The organism is Micromonospora sp. NPDC049204, from assembly GCF_040647935.1.
Taxonomy (GTDB): domain Bacteria; phylum Actinomycetota; class Actinomycetes; order Mycobacteriales; family Micromonosporaceae; genus Micromonospora.
Map to the genome: position 1 here is coordinate 39,307 of NZ_JBEZDC010000011.1, position 16,503 is coordinate 55,809.

Annotated in this window: 12 protein-coding genes; all 12 read right to left on the reverse strand. The window is 72.2% G+C overall.

What is annotated here, in order from left to right; all coding sequences use genetic code 11:
- Positions 1 to 33: 33 nt before the first annotated feature.
- The gene (locus AB0A90_RS21125) at positions 34 to 270 is read right to left on the reverse strand and encodes a hypothetical protein (RefSeq protein ID WP_357250408.1); all 237 of its coding nucleotides are present in this window, start codon (positions 268 to 270) and stop codon (positions 34 to 36) included.
- The gene (locus tag AB0A90_RS21130) at positions 263 to 4,024 is read right to left on the reverse strand and encodes a PKD domain-containing protein (RefSeq protein ID WP_357250411.1); all 3,762 of its coding nucleotides are present in this window, start codon (positions 4,022 to 4,024) and stop codon (positions 263 to 265) included. The genes AB0A90_RS21125 and AB0A90_RS21130 overlap by 8 nt, the downstream gene beginning before the upstream one ends.
- 115 nt (positions 4,025 to 4,139) lie before the next feature.
- Positions 4,140 to 4,718: a hypothetical protein gene (locus AB0A90_RS21135; RefSeq protein ID WP_357250413.1), complete on the reverse strand. Its 579-nt coding sequence runs from the start codon at positions 4,716 to 4,718 to the stop codon at positions 4,140 to 4,142.
- 102 nt (positions 4,719 to 4,820) lie between these two features.
- The gene (locus tag AB0A90_RS21140) at positions 4,821 to 5,468 is read right to left on the reverse strand and encodes a DUF402 domain-containing protein (RefSeq protein ID WP_357250416.1); all 648 of its coding nucleotides are present in this window, start codon (positions 5,466 to 5,468) and stop codon (positions 4,821 to 4,823) included.
- 13 nt (positions 5,469 to 5,481) lie between these two features.
- The gene (proS, locus tag AB0A90_RS21145; RefSeq protein WP_357250419.1) at positions 5,482 to 6,888 is read right to left on the reverse strand and encodes a proline--tRNA ligase; all 1,407 of its coding nucleotides are present in this window, start codon (positions 6,886 to 6,888) and stop codon (positions 5,482 to 5,484) included.
- A 410-nt stretch (positions 6,889 to 7,298) separates the two neighbouring features.
- Positions 7,299 to 8,378 (reverse strand): amidohydrolase family protein, encoded by a 1,080-nt coding sequence (locus tag AB0A90_RS21150; protein ID WP_357250422.1) that lies wholly within the window; start codon positions 8,376 to 8,378, stop codon positions 7,299 to 7,301.
- Between the two features lie 77 nt (positions 8,379 to 8,455).
- Complete coding sequence (gene ffh, locus AB0A90_RS21155; RefSeq protein WP_357250424.1) at positions 8,456 to 10,015, reverse strand: signal recognition particle protein; 1,560 nt, start codon at positions 10,013 to 10,015, stop codon at positions 8,456 to 8,458.
- A 114-nt stretch (positions 10,016 to 10,129) separates the two neighbouring features.
- Entirely contained in the window at positions 10,130 to 10,786 is a 657-nt protein-coding gene (locus AB0A90_RS21160) for a response regulator transcription factor (protein ID WP_357250427.1), read from the reverse strand.
- Positions 10,783 to 11,931 carry a sensor histidine kinase gene (locus AB0A90_RS21165; RefSeq protein ID WP_357250430.1) on the reverse strand — a complete coding sequence of 383 codons (1,149 nt, stop codon included), beginning with the start codon at positions 11,929 to 11,931 and terminating at the stop codon, positions 10,783 to 10,785. The genes AB0A90_RS21160 and AB0A90_RS21165 overlap by 4 nt, the downstream gene beginning before the upstream one ends.
- A gap of 359 nt (positions 11,932 to 12,290) precedes the next feature.
- Positions 12,291 to 14,567, reverse strand: a complete 2,277-nt coding sequence (locus tag AB0A90_RS21170) for a [protein-PII] uridylyltransferase (RefSeq protein WP_357250433.1) — start codon at positions 14,565 to 14,567, stop codon at positions 12,291 to 12,293.
- Between the two features lie 19 nt (positions 14,568 to 14,586).
- The gene (locus tag AB0A90_RS21175) at positions 14,587 to 14,925 is read right to left on the reverse strand and encodes a P-II family nitrogen regulator (RefSeq protein ID WP_172862163.1); all 339 of its coding nucleotides are present in this window, start codon (positions 14,923 to 14,925) and stop codon (positions 14,587 to 14,589) included.
- Positions 14,926 to 14,950: 25 nt separating this feature from the next.
- Positions 14,951 to 16,363, reverse strand: a complete 1,413-nt coding sequence (locus AB0A90_RS21180; RefSeq protein ID WP_357250435.1) for an ammonium transporter — start codon at positions 16,361 to 16,363, stop codon at positions 14,951 to 14,953.
- Between the last annotated feature and the right edge of the window lie 140 nt (positions 16,364 to 16,503).

Genomic DNA, 16,503 nt, shown 5'->3' on the forward strand with positions numbered 1-16,503 from the left:
GGCCGCCTCCTGCCGGTGGAACGGGGTGATGGATCAGGTTCGGCGGGCCTCGAACGGCCCGGTGAGCACGAAGCGCAGCGCGACACCGTCGACGCGCTCGCTGGTGACGGCCACCAACCCGGGGTCGGTGACGTAGACGGTGATGACGTACGGGCCCGCCGGGTCGGGTCGGCCGATGCCGGTGCCGACGGCGGCGAACCGCCGGGTGAGGTCGGCTCGGTGCGCGGCCAGCACGGCACGGACGGCGTCGAGCGAGCCAGGCTCAGCCACAGCAACCACCACGAAACGGCGGGTCGGATCGGCGCGTCGGGCCGGTGGCACCGGGGTCGATCGGAACCGGGTGCGACGTGGGGTCGCCGTGTTCGTCGTCCGGCCCCGTCTCGTCGCCGTACTCGGCGCAGAGCCGGACCAGCAGCCCTTCCGCCGACCGCCCGACGATCCGGACGGAGACGATGCCGGGACCGGTGAGAGTCACCGTCGCCGCACCCGGTGGTGAGTTCGCCGGCACGTCGACGCGGTCGAGTGACGCACCGTCGTCGTCGAGCGCGGTCAGCTCGACCGGTTTGCCGCCCTGGTTGACCAGGGTGACGATGACCCGGTCCGCCGGGTGGGTCAGTTCGACCTGGACGCCGGCGCCGAGTTGCAGGGCCGCACCTCCGGTGGGCGGCCCGACCGCGACGACCACCCGGCCGACGCCGTCCACGGAACGGATGAGGAACTCGTGGTCCGTCCACTCCGCCGGGAACTGCGTACCGGGCTGACGGCCGGCGAAGTCGAGGCAGTCGCGCGGCCGGGGCGGCGGCGGCTCCGCCGGGCAGTACGGCTGCACGGCCAGCAGGTCCACGTCGTCGAACCACACCCGCCCACCGCCCCTCCGGGGTTCACGCCCGTCGGCCGCCGCCTCCAGGAAGACGGTCAGCGCGGCAGCCTGGGCGGTGACGCGTACCGTCAGCGGGCTCCACCGCTGGGCGCTCGTACCGTCGCTCCAGACGACGGCGGCGGAGGTCGGGTCGGTGCCGCCGGTGGGATCGACGCCGAGTCGCGCGGTCGAGGGGTCGGCCTGGTCGAGGTCGTACCAGGCGGTGAGCTGATAGGCCCAGCCCGGGTTGGCCCCGATCTGCTGCCGGACGCCGATCCGCTGCTGCGGCCCGGGCACCAGCCCCTGTGCCCGGCGACCACCGTGCACCACGAAGTTGCTCGCGGCGTGCTGGCCGGTGCCGCCGGCCGCCGAGCCGGCCAGCACGTACGGCTCCCAGCCGTTGGCGACCTGTCCGGTGGTGCGCTGGGCGAACCCGTCCTCGAAGTGCCGGTTGACCACGTCGACGGCCCGGACCACCACCTCGTCGACACCTGTCCCGCCGTCGTCGTCGGTCACCGTGCACCGGGCCAGGAACGTTCCGCAGTCCGGGTAACGGTGGGACACGACGGCGGTCCCCCGGCCGGCCGGCGGCTCGTGCGTCTCGTCGATCACGGCTGGCAGCGGCGGGGTGCAGTCGCCGAAATCCCAGACCGCGGTGTGCGTGTCGCACCAGCCGGGATCGGTGAACCGGGCGGTGAGGGTCAGGACCGTGCAGGGGTAGGTGAACAGATCGGGGCCGGCGTCGACCACGGGCGGGACGTTGCGCACCGTCACGGTCCGGGTGTCGGTCGCCATGCCGCCGTTCTGGTCCCGGACCCGCAGGGTCACCTCGTACACACCGTTGTCGCACCAGGCGTGCCGGACCGTGCTGGTGCCCTCGGCCCGGGGTGGGGTGTTGGTCTCCACGACCGTTCCCGGCTCGGTGGGTTGGGCGTCGCCGAAGTTCCAGGTGGTCTCGTGGGTGTCGGCGTACTCGACGTCGCTGAACCGCCCCACGAGCGTCACCACCTCACCCTCGTCGACGGTGAGGTCCGGGCCGGCGTCGACCGTGGGCGGCACGTTGGCGACGTACACCAGCGCGAAGTGGCGGCTGGTGGCGCCGCCGGGCTGGTTGATCGTCAACGAGTGCGCCGCCAGGTAGGTGCCGCTGGCCGTGTAGACGTGGTTGACGTCCGCGGTGGCGGCCGGTGCCGCGCCGTCGCCGGTCAGCCAGGTGTAGCCGGCCGCGGCGCTGGTGTGCCCCGCGGCCAACAGCAGGGCCGACTGGGCCGTCCCGGTGTACGGCCCGCTGCTGCGCGCGGCGAGCACCTCGGTGCTCTCGCAGGAGCTGAGCACCTCCAGGTCACCGCCGAGGAGGATCCCGTCGGCGCTGATCACGACCGGGTCGAAGAAGACCGCCCGGACCCGCCCGATGCGGGCCAACTCGGGCGGCCAGCCGGTGATGCCGCTGACCGCTCCGGTGATCGGGTCGACGAGGCGCGCCCCGCCGATGTTGTTGACCACGGCCGTGATCACCGCGGCGACCACGATGATGATGATCCCGATCAGGATGCTTCCGGCGCCGAAGCTGATGATCGCCAAGATGATGGCGATGACCCAGAACAGGACCGACTCCTCGGGGTCGACGTCCGGCTCGCCGATCAGGTGGTTGTCCATTCGCTGGACACCGTCGGGATCGAGGTCGCCGCTCGGGGTCCAGTGCAGTCCCACGTCTGCTCGGAAGCTGGCATCGACGTCGATGCTGCCGAGGATCGCGTCGATGACGGTCAGCTCTCCGGTCATCCGGATCGACCCGTCGCGCAGGACGACGTCCAACTCACGGACGTCCGCCTTGTCGTCGCCCTGGTCGACGCGGCGCGGCAGGTCGCTGTCCGCCCAACCGTTGGTGACCCGGGCGGAGTCGATGTTCTCCTGCACGATCGTCCCGTCGAGCAGGATGGCGAAGTCCCGACCGGCCGGTACGACGTTGGTCATTGCCCCGATGTCGGCGCCCTCGCCGGCGTTGATCGCGATCACCAGCAGATCGGCGAAGACCCGGGTGGCGACGTTGTCGGCCTCGAACACCTCGCCCCCGACCTCCGGCGTCCACAGTGCCAGGAAGCCCCGCCCGGCCAGGTTGTCGAAGAGCAGGTCGCCGATGGCCGTCTCGATCTGCGCCACGGTCGGCACCACGATGCTCTGCGCCCCGAAGCCGTGCACCAGCGCCGCCCCCTGCTGGTTGAGCTGGGCTTGCAACGCGTTGTCGAGGAACCCGAAGAGGGTGGCGTTGTTGGTGGTGAAGTGGGTGCCCTCGATGCCGGGCGCCGGGCTGATCGGTCCCGCGACCACGGTCGCCGTGTCGAACCGCAACGTGTACGCCCCCGGCGGGGTCTCCAACGGCACCGTGATGGCGAGCCGGGTTTCCACAGCCATCGGGTCGGCCAGCGAAGGCGCCGCGCCACCACCCACGATGTGGAACATCCGCAGGTAGATAGGCATGCTGATGAGGACATGCCCCGGATCGGGCTGACTGACGTCGATCCGGTGGGCCGGGTCGGCCTGGTCGTCGTAGATCTCCAGGTGGGTGTCGAGGGTGTAACTGCCGACGCCCAGGCCCAGCACCAGCCCGGTGTCGTCCTGCTCGTGCGGGATCGCCGGGATACCGGGGTGCAGCACGCCCCCGAGGCCGCCGTTCTCGTAGGCGAAGTGGACGTACTCGCCGAGGATCTGGACGAGCTTCGGGGCGAGGGGGTCGCCGCTGGTCAGGGTCGCGGTGACCGCACTGCGGGGCAGGCCGTCGAAACGCAGCCCCACGTTCTTCGAACCGGGCAGCACCCCGATCGGCGCAACGGCATGCGCGGTGGCGGTGAGGTCCAGCAGGTGCGCGGATGGCACCGGCGGGTCGGCGACGATCACCTGGATGACCAGGCCGAAGGTGAGGTCGCACCCGTCGATGTCGGGTCGTGGAGTGGCGTCGAGCTGGTCCCGGGGGATCTCCACCTGGCCGCCGGCCGTGGTGAACCCCCCGATGCCGAGGCCGGCGGGGACCGGCAGGTACTGCGGGATACGTCCCTCGTCGGTGCTGGTGTCGCCGCACTCGGCCGACTTCCAGGCACCCTGGAGAGCCTTGCGGAGTACGGGTGGGGTCGCCTCGATGACGACCTCGAAGCCATGGGTGTCGGCCATTGGTCCCCCTTCGGGGCCGGTGTGGTGGAGGCCGGAGGGTGTGTGGACGGCCGGATGCCGGGCCGGACGTCAGGAACTGCTCGGGGCCGTCGCCGAGCGACGGGCCGCCCGATGGTCAGCGGGGGTGGGTGTCGGGTTCCGGATCCGGAGCTGGCGACTGGAGCCGGCCACGCACGGCGGTCAACGGCGTGGTCACCGCACCGCTGAGGATCGCGGCGAAGGCGTGCGGGGGCGCGAACCTCGGCCGGCGGGCGGAGATCCGCCGGTACTCCAGCAGCGGTTCCAGCACCGGGTGCCGGTCCCGGAGCGGTTCCAGCGGGTCGGGGCCGGCGCCGCCGGGCTGCCAGCGTGGCGGGTCGGTGTCCGGGTCAGTACCGTCGGGGCACGGGAGCACGCCCAGGTCGGTCAGGAGCCGGCGGACGGCGCGGCCATCGTCGGGGTCGACCTGGCGATCGACCAGCCGGGCGATCGCGGTACGCAGCTCGGCGAGCTTCTCGGCGGCGGACGGTCCGAGTCGGATGCGGTCGCCGATGCCGGTACGGGTGTCGGGGTTGAACTCGTAGCCGAGGTGTTCGACAGCCAGCAACGGATTCGTGGCTGCCGCGATCGCGACGGCGGGAGCGGCGTTCAGCCTGGCGAGGATCACGCCGGCTCGGGCCTGTAGGTCAGCGAAGGTGTTGATCTGGTCGGCCATCGGGCCTCCCATAACTGGTGGTGACGTTGCCTGAACCCTAGGCCGCCCAGCCGCGCACGCACGCCCGATGTCCGCAGGACGACACAGAGTAATCGCGGCAGGTCAACGAACTGGTGGACGATCCCAGCCGGCGGGCAACCCGTCCGGTACGCCCCAGCCCGACGGCGGGGCATAGTCACACCAGGTGCCGTCGAACGGGAACGCGCCGGTCTCGGCGAGCGCGATCACCCGCTCCCCCTCGGCACGGACCGCCTTCTCGTCGGTCACCCAGTAGTCGGCACCGAAGGCAAGCCGCTCGACGAACTCGTCCTCGTCCTTCCACTGCCAACTGAGGTCCGGGTGGACGACCACGTCCAGGTCCTGGTCCACCACGTCCACACCGGCCACCGTGCCGTCGTCCCAGCGGACGCCCGGCTCCTCCAGGTTGACGTACCAGTTCAGGAAGTGCCCCTGCGCGTCGCGGAACCACCAGACGGAGTGCGCCGCCCCGGTGGGCAGGAACTTCAGCAGCGGCGGCCCGTTCCAGCGGCCGTGCGCCAATCGGTACGACGACGAGACCCACTGGGCGAACGGCATCGCCCGCATCCCCAGCCCCGCCTCGGTCACCTCGTGGGCCACCGGCGAGTCCCGGGCGATCCACACCAGCAGACCACGCTCGTCGTCGCTGACCACGCGGCCCGGTCGGACCCATCCGATCCGACCGTGCCGCACGTTGCGGTGCATGATCAGCCGACCCGGCGCGAAGCGCACTGCCTTCCTACGCTCAGTAGGCGCGGGCGAGGATGGCGACCAGGTCGGGCTCGTCCTCCGAGTCCGGCACCGAACCGTCGGCGCGCAGCAGGCAGCGCACCGTGACGCCCTGCCCGTTCGCCTCGGCCTCGCCGGCCACGCCGACCGCCGACCACGGCACCCGGGCCCAGCCGGTCGCGGCGGCCTCGATCGCCTCGGCCAGCGTCGCCACCTCCACCGTGCGCGACTCGCGGTTGGCCAGAGCCTGGTCGTGCAGCACCTGCTGGTCGGTCTCCAGCGCGGCCAGCACCGCGGCGACCACGTCCGCCACCGGCGTCGGGGACTTCGAGCCGTCCGTACGACGCACCACCACCGCGTTGCCGGCGGCCAGGTCACGGGGGCCGACCTCGACGCGTACCGGATAACCACGCAGCTCGGCGTCGACGGCCCGGCGGCCGAACGGGGTGTCGGTCCGGTCGTCGAGCGCGACCCGGACACCGGCGTCGCGCAGGCCGTCGCGCAGCTTGGCCGCCGCCTCCGCGACGCCCTCGCCGTCCTTGACGATCATGACGTACGCCTGGATCGGGGCCAACCTCGGCGGCACGCGCAGACCGTTGTCGTCGCCGTGCGCCATGATCAGGCCGCCGAGCATCCGCGTGGACGTGCCCCAGGAGGTGGTCCAGGCGTGTTCCCGGCCACCCTCCTTGGAGGAGTAGCTGATGTCGAACGCCTTGGCGAAGTTCTGGCCCAGCTCGTGGCTGGTGCCCAACTGGAGCGCCTTGCCGTCGCCCATCATGCCTTCGCAGGTGTACGTGGCCGTCGCGCCGGCGAACCGCTCGCGCGTCGTCTTCAGGCCCACCACGACCGGAATGCCGATCACGTTGACCATCAGATCCTCGTACGCCTCGTGCAGGATCCGCCGCGCGTACGCCCGGGCGTCCTCGCGGGTGGCGTGCGCGGTGTGCCCCTCCTGCCAGAGGAACTCACTGGTCCGCAGGAAGATCCGCGGACGCAGCTCCCACCGGACCACGTTCGCCCACTGGTTGAGCAGCAGCGGCAGGTCCCGGTACGAGTCGATCCACTTGGCCATGAACTCGCCGATGACCGTCTCGCTGGTCGGACGCACCACCACCGGCTCGGCGAGCGGCTTGCCACCACCGTGGGTGACGACCGCCAGCTCCGGCGAGAAGCCCTCGACGTGCTGCGCCTCCCGCTTGAGGTAGCTCTCCGGGATGAACAGCGGGAAGTACGCGTTCTCCGCACCCGCCGCCTTGATCCGGGCGTCCATCTCGAGCTGCATGCGCTCCCAGATGGCGTAGCCGGCCGGTCGGATGACCATGGTGCCGCGAACCGGGCCGTTGTCGGCCAGCTTCGCCTTGGCGATCAGGTCCTGGTACCAGCGGGGGAAATCCTCCGCACGGGGAGTGAGCACGCGTGCCATGACCGCACATCCTATGCGCCAGGCGGGCCGCCACCGCGCCCGGGAGGCGTCCCACCCCCTCTTGCCCACGCCGAAGGGGTCGCCCAGACGAACCCGCACCGCGCCGGACGGGTCATGCGCCGGGGGCGGGCCACGCGTCCTGGGCCGGGCCACGCGGTGCGGGCCGGGCCACGCGGTGCGGGCCGGCCGCTCGGACGAGCTACTGCCGTAGGCCGCCGCCCGCCGAGGCCACCGCCTTCCGCCCGCCCGCCGCCGCTCGCCAGCTCGCTCGCCCCTCCATGATCGTGCTCGATCCAGGATGTAGTGGCCTCGACGTTGTCGGACACCACTAGATCCAGGATCGAGCACGATCATGCGGGGCGACACGCCCCAGGCGGCGAGCCACGGGAGCGCGGGGCGCGGGCGCCGGATCAGCGCAACACTCGGCCGCGCAGGATCGTGCGGGACGGGGCGCGGACCACCCGTAGGTCGCGGCGGGGGTCCTCGGGGTAGACGGTCAGGTCGGCGAGGCCACCCTCGACCAGGCCGGGGAAGCCGAGCCACTCCCGGGCGGCCCAGGAGGCGGCGGCCAGCACGTCGATCGGCGCCATGCCGGCTCGTTCGTGCAGCAGCATCATCTCCTCGGCGGCCAGCCCGTGGTCGATGCCGCCGCCGGCGTCGGTACCCACGTAGATCGGCACGCCCGCCTCGTACGCGGCGCGTACCACCTCGGGGAACCCGTCGCGCAGCGCGAGCATGTGGTCGGCGTACCCGGGGAACTTGCCCCGCGCCTGCTCGGCGATGCCGCCGAAGGTGGCAATGTTGATCATTGTGGGGATCAGCGCGGTGCCCTGTCGGGCCATCTCGTCGATCAGGTCGAGGCTGAGGCCGGTGCCGTGCTCCACCGAGTCCACCCCGGCACGCACCATGATCTCGACGGCCGACTCGGAGAAGGTGTGCACCGCGGCGCGTACCCCGGCGTCGTGCGCGGCCCGCACGGCGGCGGTGAGGGTGTCCGCGTCCCAGGCCGGCGCCAGGTCACCCACGCCCCGGTCGATCCAGTCACCGACCAGCTTGATCCAGCCGTTGCCGGCCTTCGCCTGCGCGGCCACCGTGGCGGCCACCTCGGTCGCGTCGACCTCCACGCCGATGTCGCGCAGGTAGCGCTTCGGCGGGGCGACATGCCGGCCCGCGCGGGCCAGCCGCGGCAGGTCGGGCTCGTCGTCGAGTTCGGGGTACGGGTACGGCGAGCCGGCGTCGCGGATCGCCAGCACACCGGCGTCCCGGTCGACGTGGGCCAGCTCGCGGGCCTGGTCGAGCGAGGTGATCGGGGCGCCACCGCGGGCGATGCCGATGTGGCAGTGCGCGTCGACAAGCCCCGGCAGGACGAACCCGCCGTCCACGACGGTTTCCGCGCCGGGCACCGGGGTGAAGGTCACCCGGTCGCCGACCAGCCAGAGATCCCGGACCTCGTCGTCGGGGAGCAGTACGCCGCGCACGTGAAGAGCCATGCGCACAGTCCTACCCGATCACTCCCCGTCGGGGGCGAGCAGGTCGTTCTTCCGTCGCCTGCCGTCACCGAGACGCGTCAGCGCGGGCCCTTGTCGCCGCCCTTGCCGAGCTTGTTGAAGTCGATCTTCGGAAGCTTGAAGCCGGGCGGAAGGCCCTGGCCACCGGCGAGGTCGTTCGGGTCCATCCCCGGCGGGAGCTGCGGCATGCCACCCGGGAAACCGCCCGGGAGGCCGGCACCGGCCCCGGTACGCGGACGACCGCCGCCCTTGGTGCCCTTGCGCTTGTTCTTCGGGGACTTGGTCGCCTTGCGGCGGCCACCACCGGGCAGGCCCATCATGCCGCCCATCTGCTTCATCATCTTCTGCGCGTCGGCGAAGCGGTTGAGCAGCTGGTTGACGTCCATCACGGTGACCCCGGAGCCGTTGGCGATGCGCGCCCGGCGGGAACCGTTGATGATCTTCGGGTTGGTGCGCTCGCCCGGCGTCATCGACCGGATGATCGCGGTGACCCGGTCGAAGTGGCTGTCGTCCAGCTCGGCGAGCTGGTCCTTCATCTGCCCCATGCCCGGCATCATGGCCAGCACGTTCGCGATCGGACCCATCCGCCGCACCGCGATGAGCTGGTCGAGGAAGTCGTCCAGGGTGAACTGCTCGCCGCCCATCAGCTTGGCGGTCATCTTCTCCTTCTGATCCGAGTCGAAGGCCTGCTCGGCCTGCTCGATCAGAGTGAGGACGTCGCCCATGCCGAGGATCCGGCTGGCCATCCGGTCGGGGTGGAAGACGTCGAAGTCCTCCAACTTCTCGCCGGTGGACGCGAACAGGATCGGTTGCCCGGTCACTTCGCGCACCGACAGGGCGGCGCCACCACGGGCGTCGCCGTCGAGCTTCGAGAGCACCACACCGGTGATGCCGACGCCGTCGCGGAACGCCTCGGCGGTACGGACGGCGTCCTGACCGACCATCGCGTCGATGACGAAGATGACCTCGTCCGGCGAGACGGCGTCGCGGATGTCGGCGGCCTGCTGCATCATCTCGGCGTCGATGCCGAGCCGGCCGGCGGTGTCGACGATGACGATGTCGCGGGCCGCGCGCTTCGCGTGCTCGATCGACGCGCGCGCCACCTGTACCGGGTCACCGGTGCCGTTGCCTGGCTCCGGGGCGTACACCTCGACGCCGGCCCGGCCACCGAGCACCTGGAGCTGCCCGACGGCGTTGGGGCGCTGGAGGTCGGCGGCGACGAGCAGCGGCTGGTGTCCCTGGCCCTTGAGCCAGCGGGCCAGCTTGCCGGCCAGGGTCGTCTTACCGGAACCCTGGAGGCCGGCCAGCATGATCACGGTCGGCGGCTGCTTGGCGAACTGGAGCCGCCGGCCCTCGCCGCCGAGCACGGTGATCAGCTCTTCGTTGACGATCTTGATGATCTGCTGGGCCGGGTTGAGCGCCTGGGAGACCTCGGAGCTGCGCGCCCGCTCCTTGACGGCCGCGATGAAGCCCTTGACCACCGGCAGCGCGACGTCCGCCTCCAGCAGCGCGAGGCGGATCTCGCGCGCGGTGGCGTCGATGTCGGCGTCGGTGAGCCGTCCCTTGCCGCGGAGCTTGGTGAAGATCCCGGACAGGCGGTCACTCAAGGTGTCAAACACGCGAACATCCCGTTTGTCAGTGTTCCGGCGGGCACAACGCGGCCGGCACTGCGGAGTCCGGCCACCGCTAGGGTAGCCGCCCCACCGCAAGGCCGCTGTCGCCCGGCCCGGGCCTCACCCCGACACCAACCCCGACTGGTACGCGAACACGACGAGCTGGGCCCGGTCCCGGGCTCCCAGCTTGCCCATCGCCCGGCTGACGTGGGTCCGCGCGGTCGCCGGACTGACCACCAGCCGGGCGGCGATCTCCTCGTTGTTCAATCCCTCACCGACCAGGCCGACCACCTGGCGCTCCCGGTCGGTGAGCGTGTCCAGTCGAGGGTGCGGGCGCGGCACCCGGGACGGTCGGGTGGCGAACTCCCGCACCACCCGGCGGGTCACCGACGGCGAGAGCAGCGCCTCCCCCTCGGCGACCAGCCGGATCGCGCGCAGCAGCTCGGCCGGTCGGGTGTCCTTGGTGAGGAACCCGCTCGCGCCGTGCCGCAGCGCGTCGAAGACGTATTCGTCCAGCTCGAAGGTGGTCAGCACCACCACCCGCGTACCTGCCAGTTCGGGGTCCGCGACGATTCGCCGGGTCGCCTCGATGCCGTCGATGCCGGGCATCCGGATGTCCATCAGCACCACGTCCGGTCGCTCCCGGCGCGCCAGCTCGACCGCCCGCAGCCCGTCGGCCGCCTCGCCGGCCAGCGCCAGGTCGTCCTCGCTCTCCACGAGCGCGCGGAGACCGAGCCGGACCAGGTCCTGGTCGTCGGCGATCAGCACCCGGATCACGGGGTCGGCTCCGCGGGCAGCCGGGCGTACACCCGGAAGCCGCCACCGGGGTGCGGCCCGGTGGTCAACCACCCGCCCAGCGCCGCGACCCGCTCCCGCATCCCGGCCAGACCGTGCCCGCGCTCGTCGGCGGCCGGCGCTGCCCCGGCACCCATCCCCCGGTCGGTGACCTCGACGGTCACCTCGTCGGCGCGGTAGTCCACCGTCACCTCCGCACTCGCCACCCCCGCATGGCGCAGCACGTTGGTCAACGCCTCCTGCACCACCCGGTACGCGGCCAGGTCCAGCGCGGCCGGCAGCTCCCGGGGGGCACCGACGACGCGTACGTCGACGGCGAGCCCGGCGCCGGCGAGCCGGTCGCGTAGTGCCGGCAGTCGGGCCAGGCCGGGTACCGGCTCGCGCTCTGCCCCCTGCCGCACCGCGCCCAGCGTGACCCGGAGCTCGTCCAGCGCCTCGCGGCTGGTCCGGCTGATCGCGGTCAGCGCGGTCTCGGCCTGCTCGGGTCGTTTCGGCAGCAGATGCAGGGCGATCTCCGCCTGCATGCTGATCGCGGCCAGTCCGTGCCCCACCACGTCGTGCACCTCCTGCGCGATCCGCAACCGCTCCTCGTCGGCCCGCCGCCGGGCCTCCTCGGCGCGACCGCGGGACTCCTCGGCCCGGCTGCGCGCCGCCACCTCGCGGTTGACCCGCACCACGACCCCCACCGCGAACGGTACGGCCACCCAGGCCGACGCCGGGAGCACTCCGGTCCAGCCCGGGGCCGGACCCCGGGACCAGAAGACGTGCGTCAGCAGCACCACGAACGCGCCTCCGGCGGCGAGCGCCGCCGGACGCACCGGCAGCCGCACCGCCACCGTGTACACCGCGACCAGGAAGGCGAGCAGGATCGGTCCGTACGGGTAGCCGAGCACCAGGTACGTCGCGGTGGCCGCGGTGACCAGGGCGAGGGTGGTGACCGGGGTGCGCCGACGGGCCAGCAGGGCGAGCGCGGCGAGCGCGATCAGCACCCGGCAGACCCCGTCCACCGGCCTCGACCCGGGTTGGTTGTCCCCGGCGAGATCGGTGGCGAGTTGCCCGAAGCCGAGCAACCCCAGGGCGAGCACGGCATCCGCCGCCTGTCGCCCCCACTGCCCGTCCCACCGCATGGCCGTCATTCTGCCCGCGCCAAGCCCTCCCGACGTGCGTCCACGAGCGGCACCGTCCCTACGCCCCCGGACGTACCCGCTTGCCCTCACCGCCGGACCACGCGGCGCTCACCCTGCGATGGGAGGTTGCGAGGCTCCGAGACCGCGCAGTCGGAGGCGGATACCGCCACGAGCGTGATGACTGTGCGGCATCAAGATGCCGCACAGTCATCACGCTCGTTTGGAGAGGGTTGGCGCAGGCTCCGGCCAAGCGGACTGCGCAGCACGCCGTCGGAGCTTCCGAAGAACAGCGACCGGACGGGACCGAAGCGGTACGAGCCGCCGCGGACCGCAACCGCAGCGCCGCGGCGACGGTGGGATCAGACGGCGGCGAGGACCGCGGCCTCCAGGGTCGCTCGGGCTTCGTCGTCCGGCCAACCGCCGACCAGGTAGAAGGCGTCCACCACGTCGGCGCCGAGAGTGGAGATGCGTGCCGCGCGGACCAGGGCACCCGCCTCGTCGAGCGCGCAGGTGACCCGGTAGAGCAGGCCGGCCGCGTCGGCCGCGCGGAGTTCCAGCAGCACGGCGTCGGTGGCCGCCTCGCGGTGCCAGACAACGCGGGGAGCGGCGCCGCTGCCCCGGGCGGCGAGCGCACGGCCGCGCAGTCGCTGGGTGACCGACACGTCACCGCCGACCGCCCGGCGCAGGTCGGCACGGAGCGGCACCGGGTCCGGCGCCAGGCCGTAGCGGGGCTGCACCCGGCACTCGACCAGAGCCCGGCCGTCGACCACTGACGCGTCCGCGGAGATCACTTCCAGCCGGTGCAGGGCCAGGCAGCCGGCAACCGTGGCGAGCAGGCCCCGCCGGTCGGCCGCGGCGACCGACACCCGGTCCCCGGTCAGGTGGACGACCGGCAGTGGCCCGGCCAGCAGCGCCGGATCGGGTGCCGGCGGCTCGGGCAGTACGCCGGTGTCGAGTGCGGTGCGGACCCGGGCGACCAGCTCGGCGACGAGTCGACCCTTCCAGTCCGACCAGGCCGCCGGCCCGGTCGCCGCCGCGTCGGCCCGGACCAGTGCGTGCAGCAGGTCGAGGGTGCCGGTGTTACCGACCGCCTCGGCCACCGAGGCGATGGTGACCGGGTCGGACAGGTCCCGGCGGGTGGCCACGTCGGGCAGCAGCAGGTGAAGACGGACCAGCGTGCCGATCAGCTCCACCTCGCTGGGGGGCAGACCGATCCGGGTCGCCACCGCCTGGGCCAGCGGCACCCCGACGGTGCTGTGGTCGCCGGGAAGGCCCTTGCCGATGTCGTGCAGGAGAGCACCGAGGAGCAGCAGGTCGGGGCGCTCCACGTCGCGGGCGTGCCGGCTGGCCTCGTGCGCGGCCTGCACGAGGTGCCGGTCGAGGGTGTAACGGTGCACCGGGTTGTGCTGGGGCAGGCTGCGCAGTCGGGTCCACTCGGGCAGCCAGCCGTCGACCAGGCCGTACCGGTCGCAGGTCTCCCAGGCGGGCACCAGGCCGGGACCGGCGCCGAGCAGGGTGGTCAGCGCGGCCCGGGCCTCGGCCGGCCAGGGCGCGGGCAGCGGCGGGCAGTACGCCGCCAGCCACTCGCAGGTGGCCCGTGCGATCGGCAGGCGGGTCGTGGCCGCCGCGGCGGCCACCCGCAACGAGAGGCTCGGGTCGGGGCGTGCGCCGATCGCCGTCCGGGCCAGCACCAGCTCGCCGTCGTGCTCGACCACGTCACGTGCCACCGGTCGACGCGCCGAGCGGCCGTTGCCGCCTCGGGACCGGTCGGAGCGCAACCGGTCGGCGGCGCGGAACGCGTCATCCAGAGCGTGGCTGACCGTGCGGGCGTCACCGGCGACCCGGCGCAGGAGGGCGTCGCCGTCGTCCAGACCGAGCAGGGCGGCCACGCCGTCGCGTTCCTGGGCGACCAACCGGTCGACCCGGCGGCCGACCTGCTGGTGCAGGGCGTCCCGGGTGTCCAGCAGGCGAAGGTGGGCGGCACGCACGGCGGGACGTAGCGCGTCGGTGATGCCGGCTGCGGAGATCGCCCGCAGCAGCCCCACGTCGCGCAGGCCCCCGGCGGCCTCCTTGAGGTCGCCCTCCAGCAGGAACGCCAGCTCACCGTGGGCCTGCCAGCGCGCGGTGGTGACCTCCCGCAGGCCGGGCAGGTGCCGTACGGCGGTGCGCCGCCAATGATCGGCGGCGGTGCGGCTCAGCGCGTCGGCCAGCGTCTGGTCACCCACCACCAGGCGGGCGTCGAGCAGCCCGAGGGCGACCTTGACGTCGTCCTGGGCGACCGAGAGCGCCTCGGCGACGGTGCGTACCGAATGGTCCAGGCGCAGACCCGCGTCCCAGATCGGGTACCAGATCGAGGCCGCCAACTCGTTCGTGCCGGGTACCCCGGCGTGCAGCAACACCAGGTCGAGGTCGCTGTACGGGGCGCACTGGCGCCGGCCCAGCCCCCCGACCGCCAGCAGTGCCACTCCGTCCTGCGCCGGCAGCAAGCCGCGCAGATAGGTGTCGTACGAGGCCGCCCGGGCCAGCCGGGCGGCCTCGCCGATCCCCCCGGGAACGCCGACGACCTCGTTGATCAAGGGGTTCGCGCCACCGTCACCGGTGTTGCCTGACGCGTCCTTCTTGATCAACGAGGTCATGTCGGTCGTGGTCTCCAGATCAGAGTGCGTCGAGGCCGCGTTCGCCGGTACGCACCCGGACGACCTCTTCGACACCGGTGACCCAGACCTTGCCGTCACCGATCTTGCCCGTGCGGGCCGCGCCGACGATGGCGTCCACCACCTTGTCCACGTCGATCTCGTCGGTGAGCACCTCTACCCGGATCTTGGGCAGGAACTCGACCGTGTACTCGGCACCCCGGTAGACCTCGGTGTGCCCCTTCTGCCGCCCGTACCCCTGAACCTCGCTGACGGTCAGCCCGGCCACCCCGAGGGCGTGCAGGGCCTCCTTCACCGCGTCCAGCTGGTACGGCTTGATGACCGCGGTCACCAGCTTCATGTCCAACCCCTCCATCCCAGGAACGTTAACCGGCGACCTTTTCGCTTACCGGCTCGGCGGGCTCCGCCTCCGGCTTGGCGCCACTCGTCGTGCCGCCACCGGGGGTGCCGATGCCGGCCATCGCGAACGCGCTGCCCGTGCCGCCACCGGCCGGGGACAGGTCGTAGCTGCTCTCGGCGTGCTCGCCGATGTCGATGCCCTCGACCTCGGCTTCGGCCTTCACCCGGAACCCGATCGTCTTCTCGATGACGAAGGCGAGCACCCAGGCGATGGCGAACGACCAGGCGGTGACGATCAGGCCGGCGAGGGCCTGCCGCCCGAGCTGGGTGACGCCGCCGCCGTAGAAGAGGCCGTCGGAGGCGCCCACCACGTCGGTGATCGCGGCGTTCACCGAGTTGGTGGCGAAGAGACCCAGCCAGAGCGAGCCGATCCAACCACCGACGAAGTGCACGCCGACCACGTCGAGGGAGTCGTCGTAGCCGAGCTTGTACTTGAGGCTGACGGCGAGCGCACACACGACCCCGGCGACGATGCCGAGCAGGACGGACGCCCACGGGGCGACGAAGCCACAGGCCGGGGTGATGGCGACCAGACCGGCGACGGCGCCGGACGAGGCACCGACCATGGTCGGCTTGCGGTCCTTGACCCACTCGACCGCGATCCAGCCGAGCACCGCCGCCGCCGTGGCGAGCTGGGTGTTGATGAAGGCGAGGCCGGCGACCGAGTCGACGGTCAACTCCGAACCGGCGTTGAACCCGAACCAGCCGAACCACAGCAGACCCGCACCGAGCGCGACAAGCGGGATGTTGTGCGGCTTCATGCCCTCGCGCGGCCAACCGAGCCGCTTACCGAGCACTAGCGCCACGGCCAGGGCCGCCGCACCGGCGTTGATGTGCACCGCGGTGCCACCGGCGAAGTCCAGCGCGTGGATGTCACCGCCGATGATGCCGCCGCCCCACACCCAGTGCGCGACCGGGAAGTAGACCAGGGTGGCCCACCCGAAGGCGAACAGCAGCCAGCCGGCGAACTTGGCCCGGTCGGCGATGGCACCACTGATCAGCGCGACGGTGATCACCGCGAAGACCATCTGGAAGGCCATGAACACGTAGAGCGGAACGCCGATGCCGCTGGGGTTCTCCGCCGTGGCACCCCACAGGTCGGTCTCGGCGAGGAAGGTCTTGGTGCCGAGGTACGCGCCCGGGTCACCCCAGAAGCCGTTCACGTCGGTCCCGAAGGCGACGCTGAAACCGTAGAACCACCACAGAATAGAGATGAGCCCGATGGCGGAGAAGCTCATCATCATCATGTTGAGTACGCCCTTGGCCCGGTTGAGGCCGCCGTAGAACAGCGCCAATCCGGGGGTCATGAGCAGCACGAGCGCGGTCGAAACCAGCAGCCACGTGGTATTGGCGCCGTCGATCGTCGGTGCTTCAGGCACGCTGGCCTCCTAAAAGGTGAAGTCCTCCTTCGCGGCTTTCCGGGGCAGCGTCGCCCGTAGGCCGGTTGCGCGGAAGCTTCGCGGCCGGCTGTTTCACCCATGGTCCCGTGCGGGTTTCCGGTTCGTGACGGGTTGTTTCG

Bases quoted from the DNA above. Each gene is read 5' to 3' on its own strand.
- proS (WP_357250419.1), bottom strand. From the start codon at position 6,888: ATGGCACGCGTGCTCACTCCCCGTGCGGAGGATTTCCCCCGCTGGTAC.
- AB0A90_RS21165 (WP_357250430.1), bottom strand. From the start codon at position 11,931: ATGCGGTGGGACGGGCAGTGGGGGCGACAGGCGGCGGATGCCGTGCTC.
- AB0A90_RS21135 (WP_357250413.1), bottom strand. From the start codon at position 4,718: ATGGCCGACCAGATCAACACCTTCGCTGACCTACAGGCCCGAGCCGGC.
- AB0A90_RS21150 (WP_357250422.1), bottom strand. From the start codon at position 8,378: ATGGCTCTTCACGTGCGCGGCGTACTGCTCCCCGACGACGAGGTCCGG.
- AB0A90_RS21130 (WP_357250411.1), bottom strand. From the start codon at position 4,024: ATGGCCGACACCCATGGCTTCGAGGTCGTCATCGAGGCGACCCCACCC.
- AB0A90_RS21170 (WP_357250433.1), bottom strand. From the start codon at position 14,567: ATGACCTCGTTGATCAAGAAGGACGCGTCAGGCAACACCGGTGACGGT.
- AB0A90_RS21175 (WP_172862163.1), bottom strand. From the start codon at position 14,925: ATGAAGCTGGTGACCGCGGTCATCAAGCCGTACCAGCTGGACGCGGTG.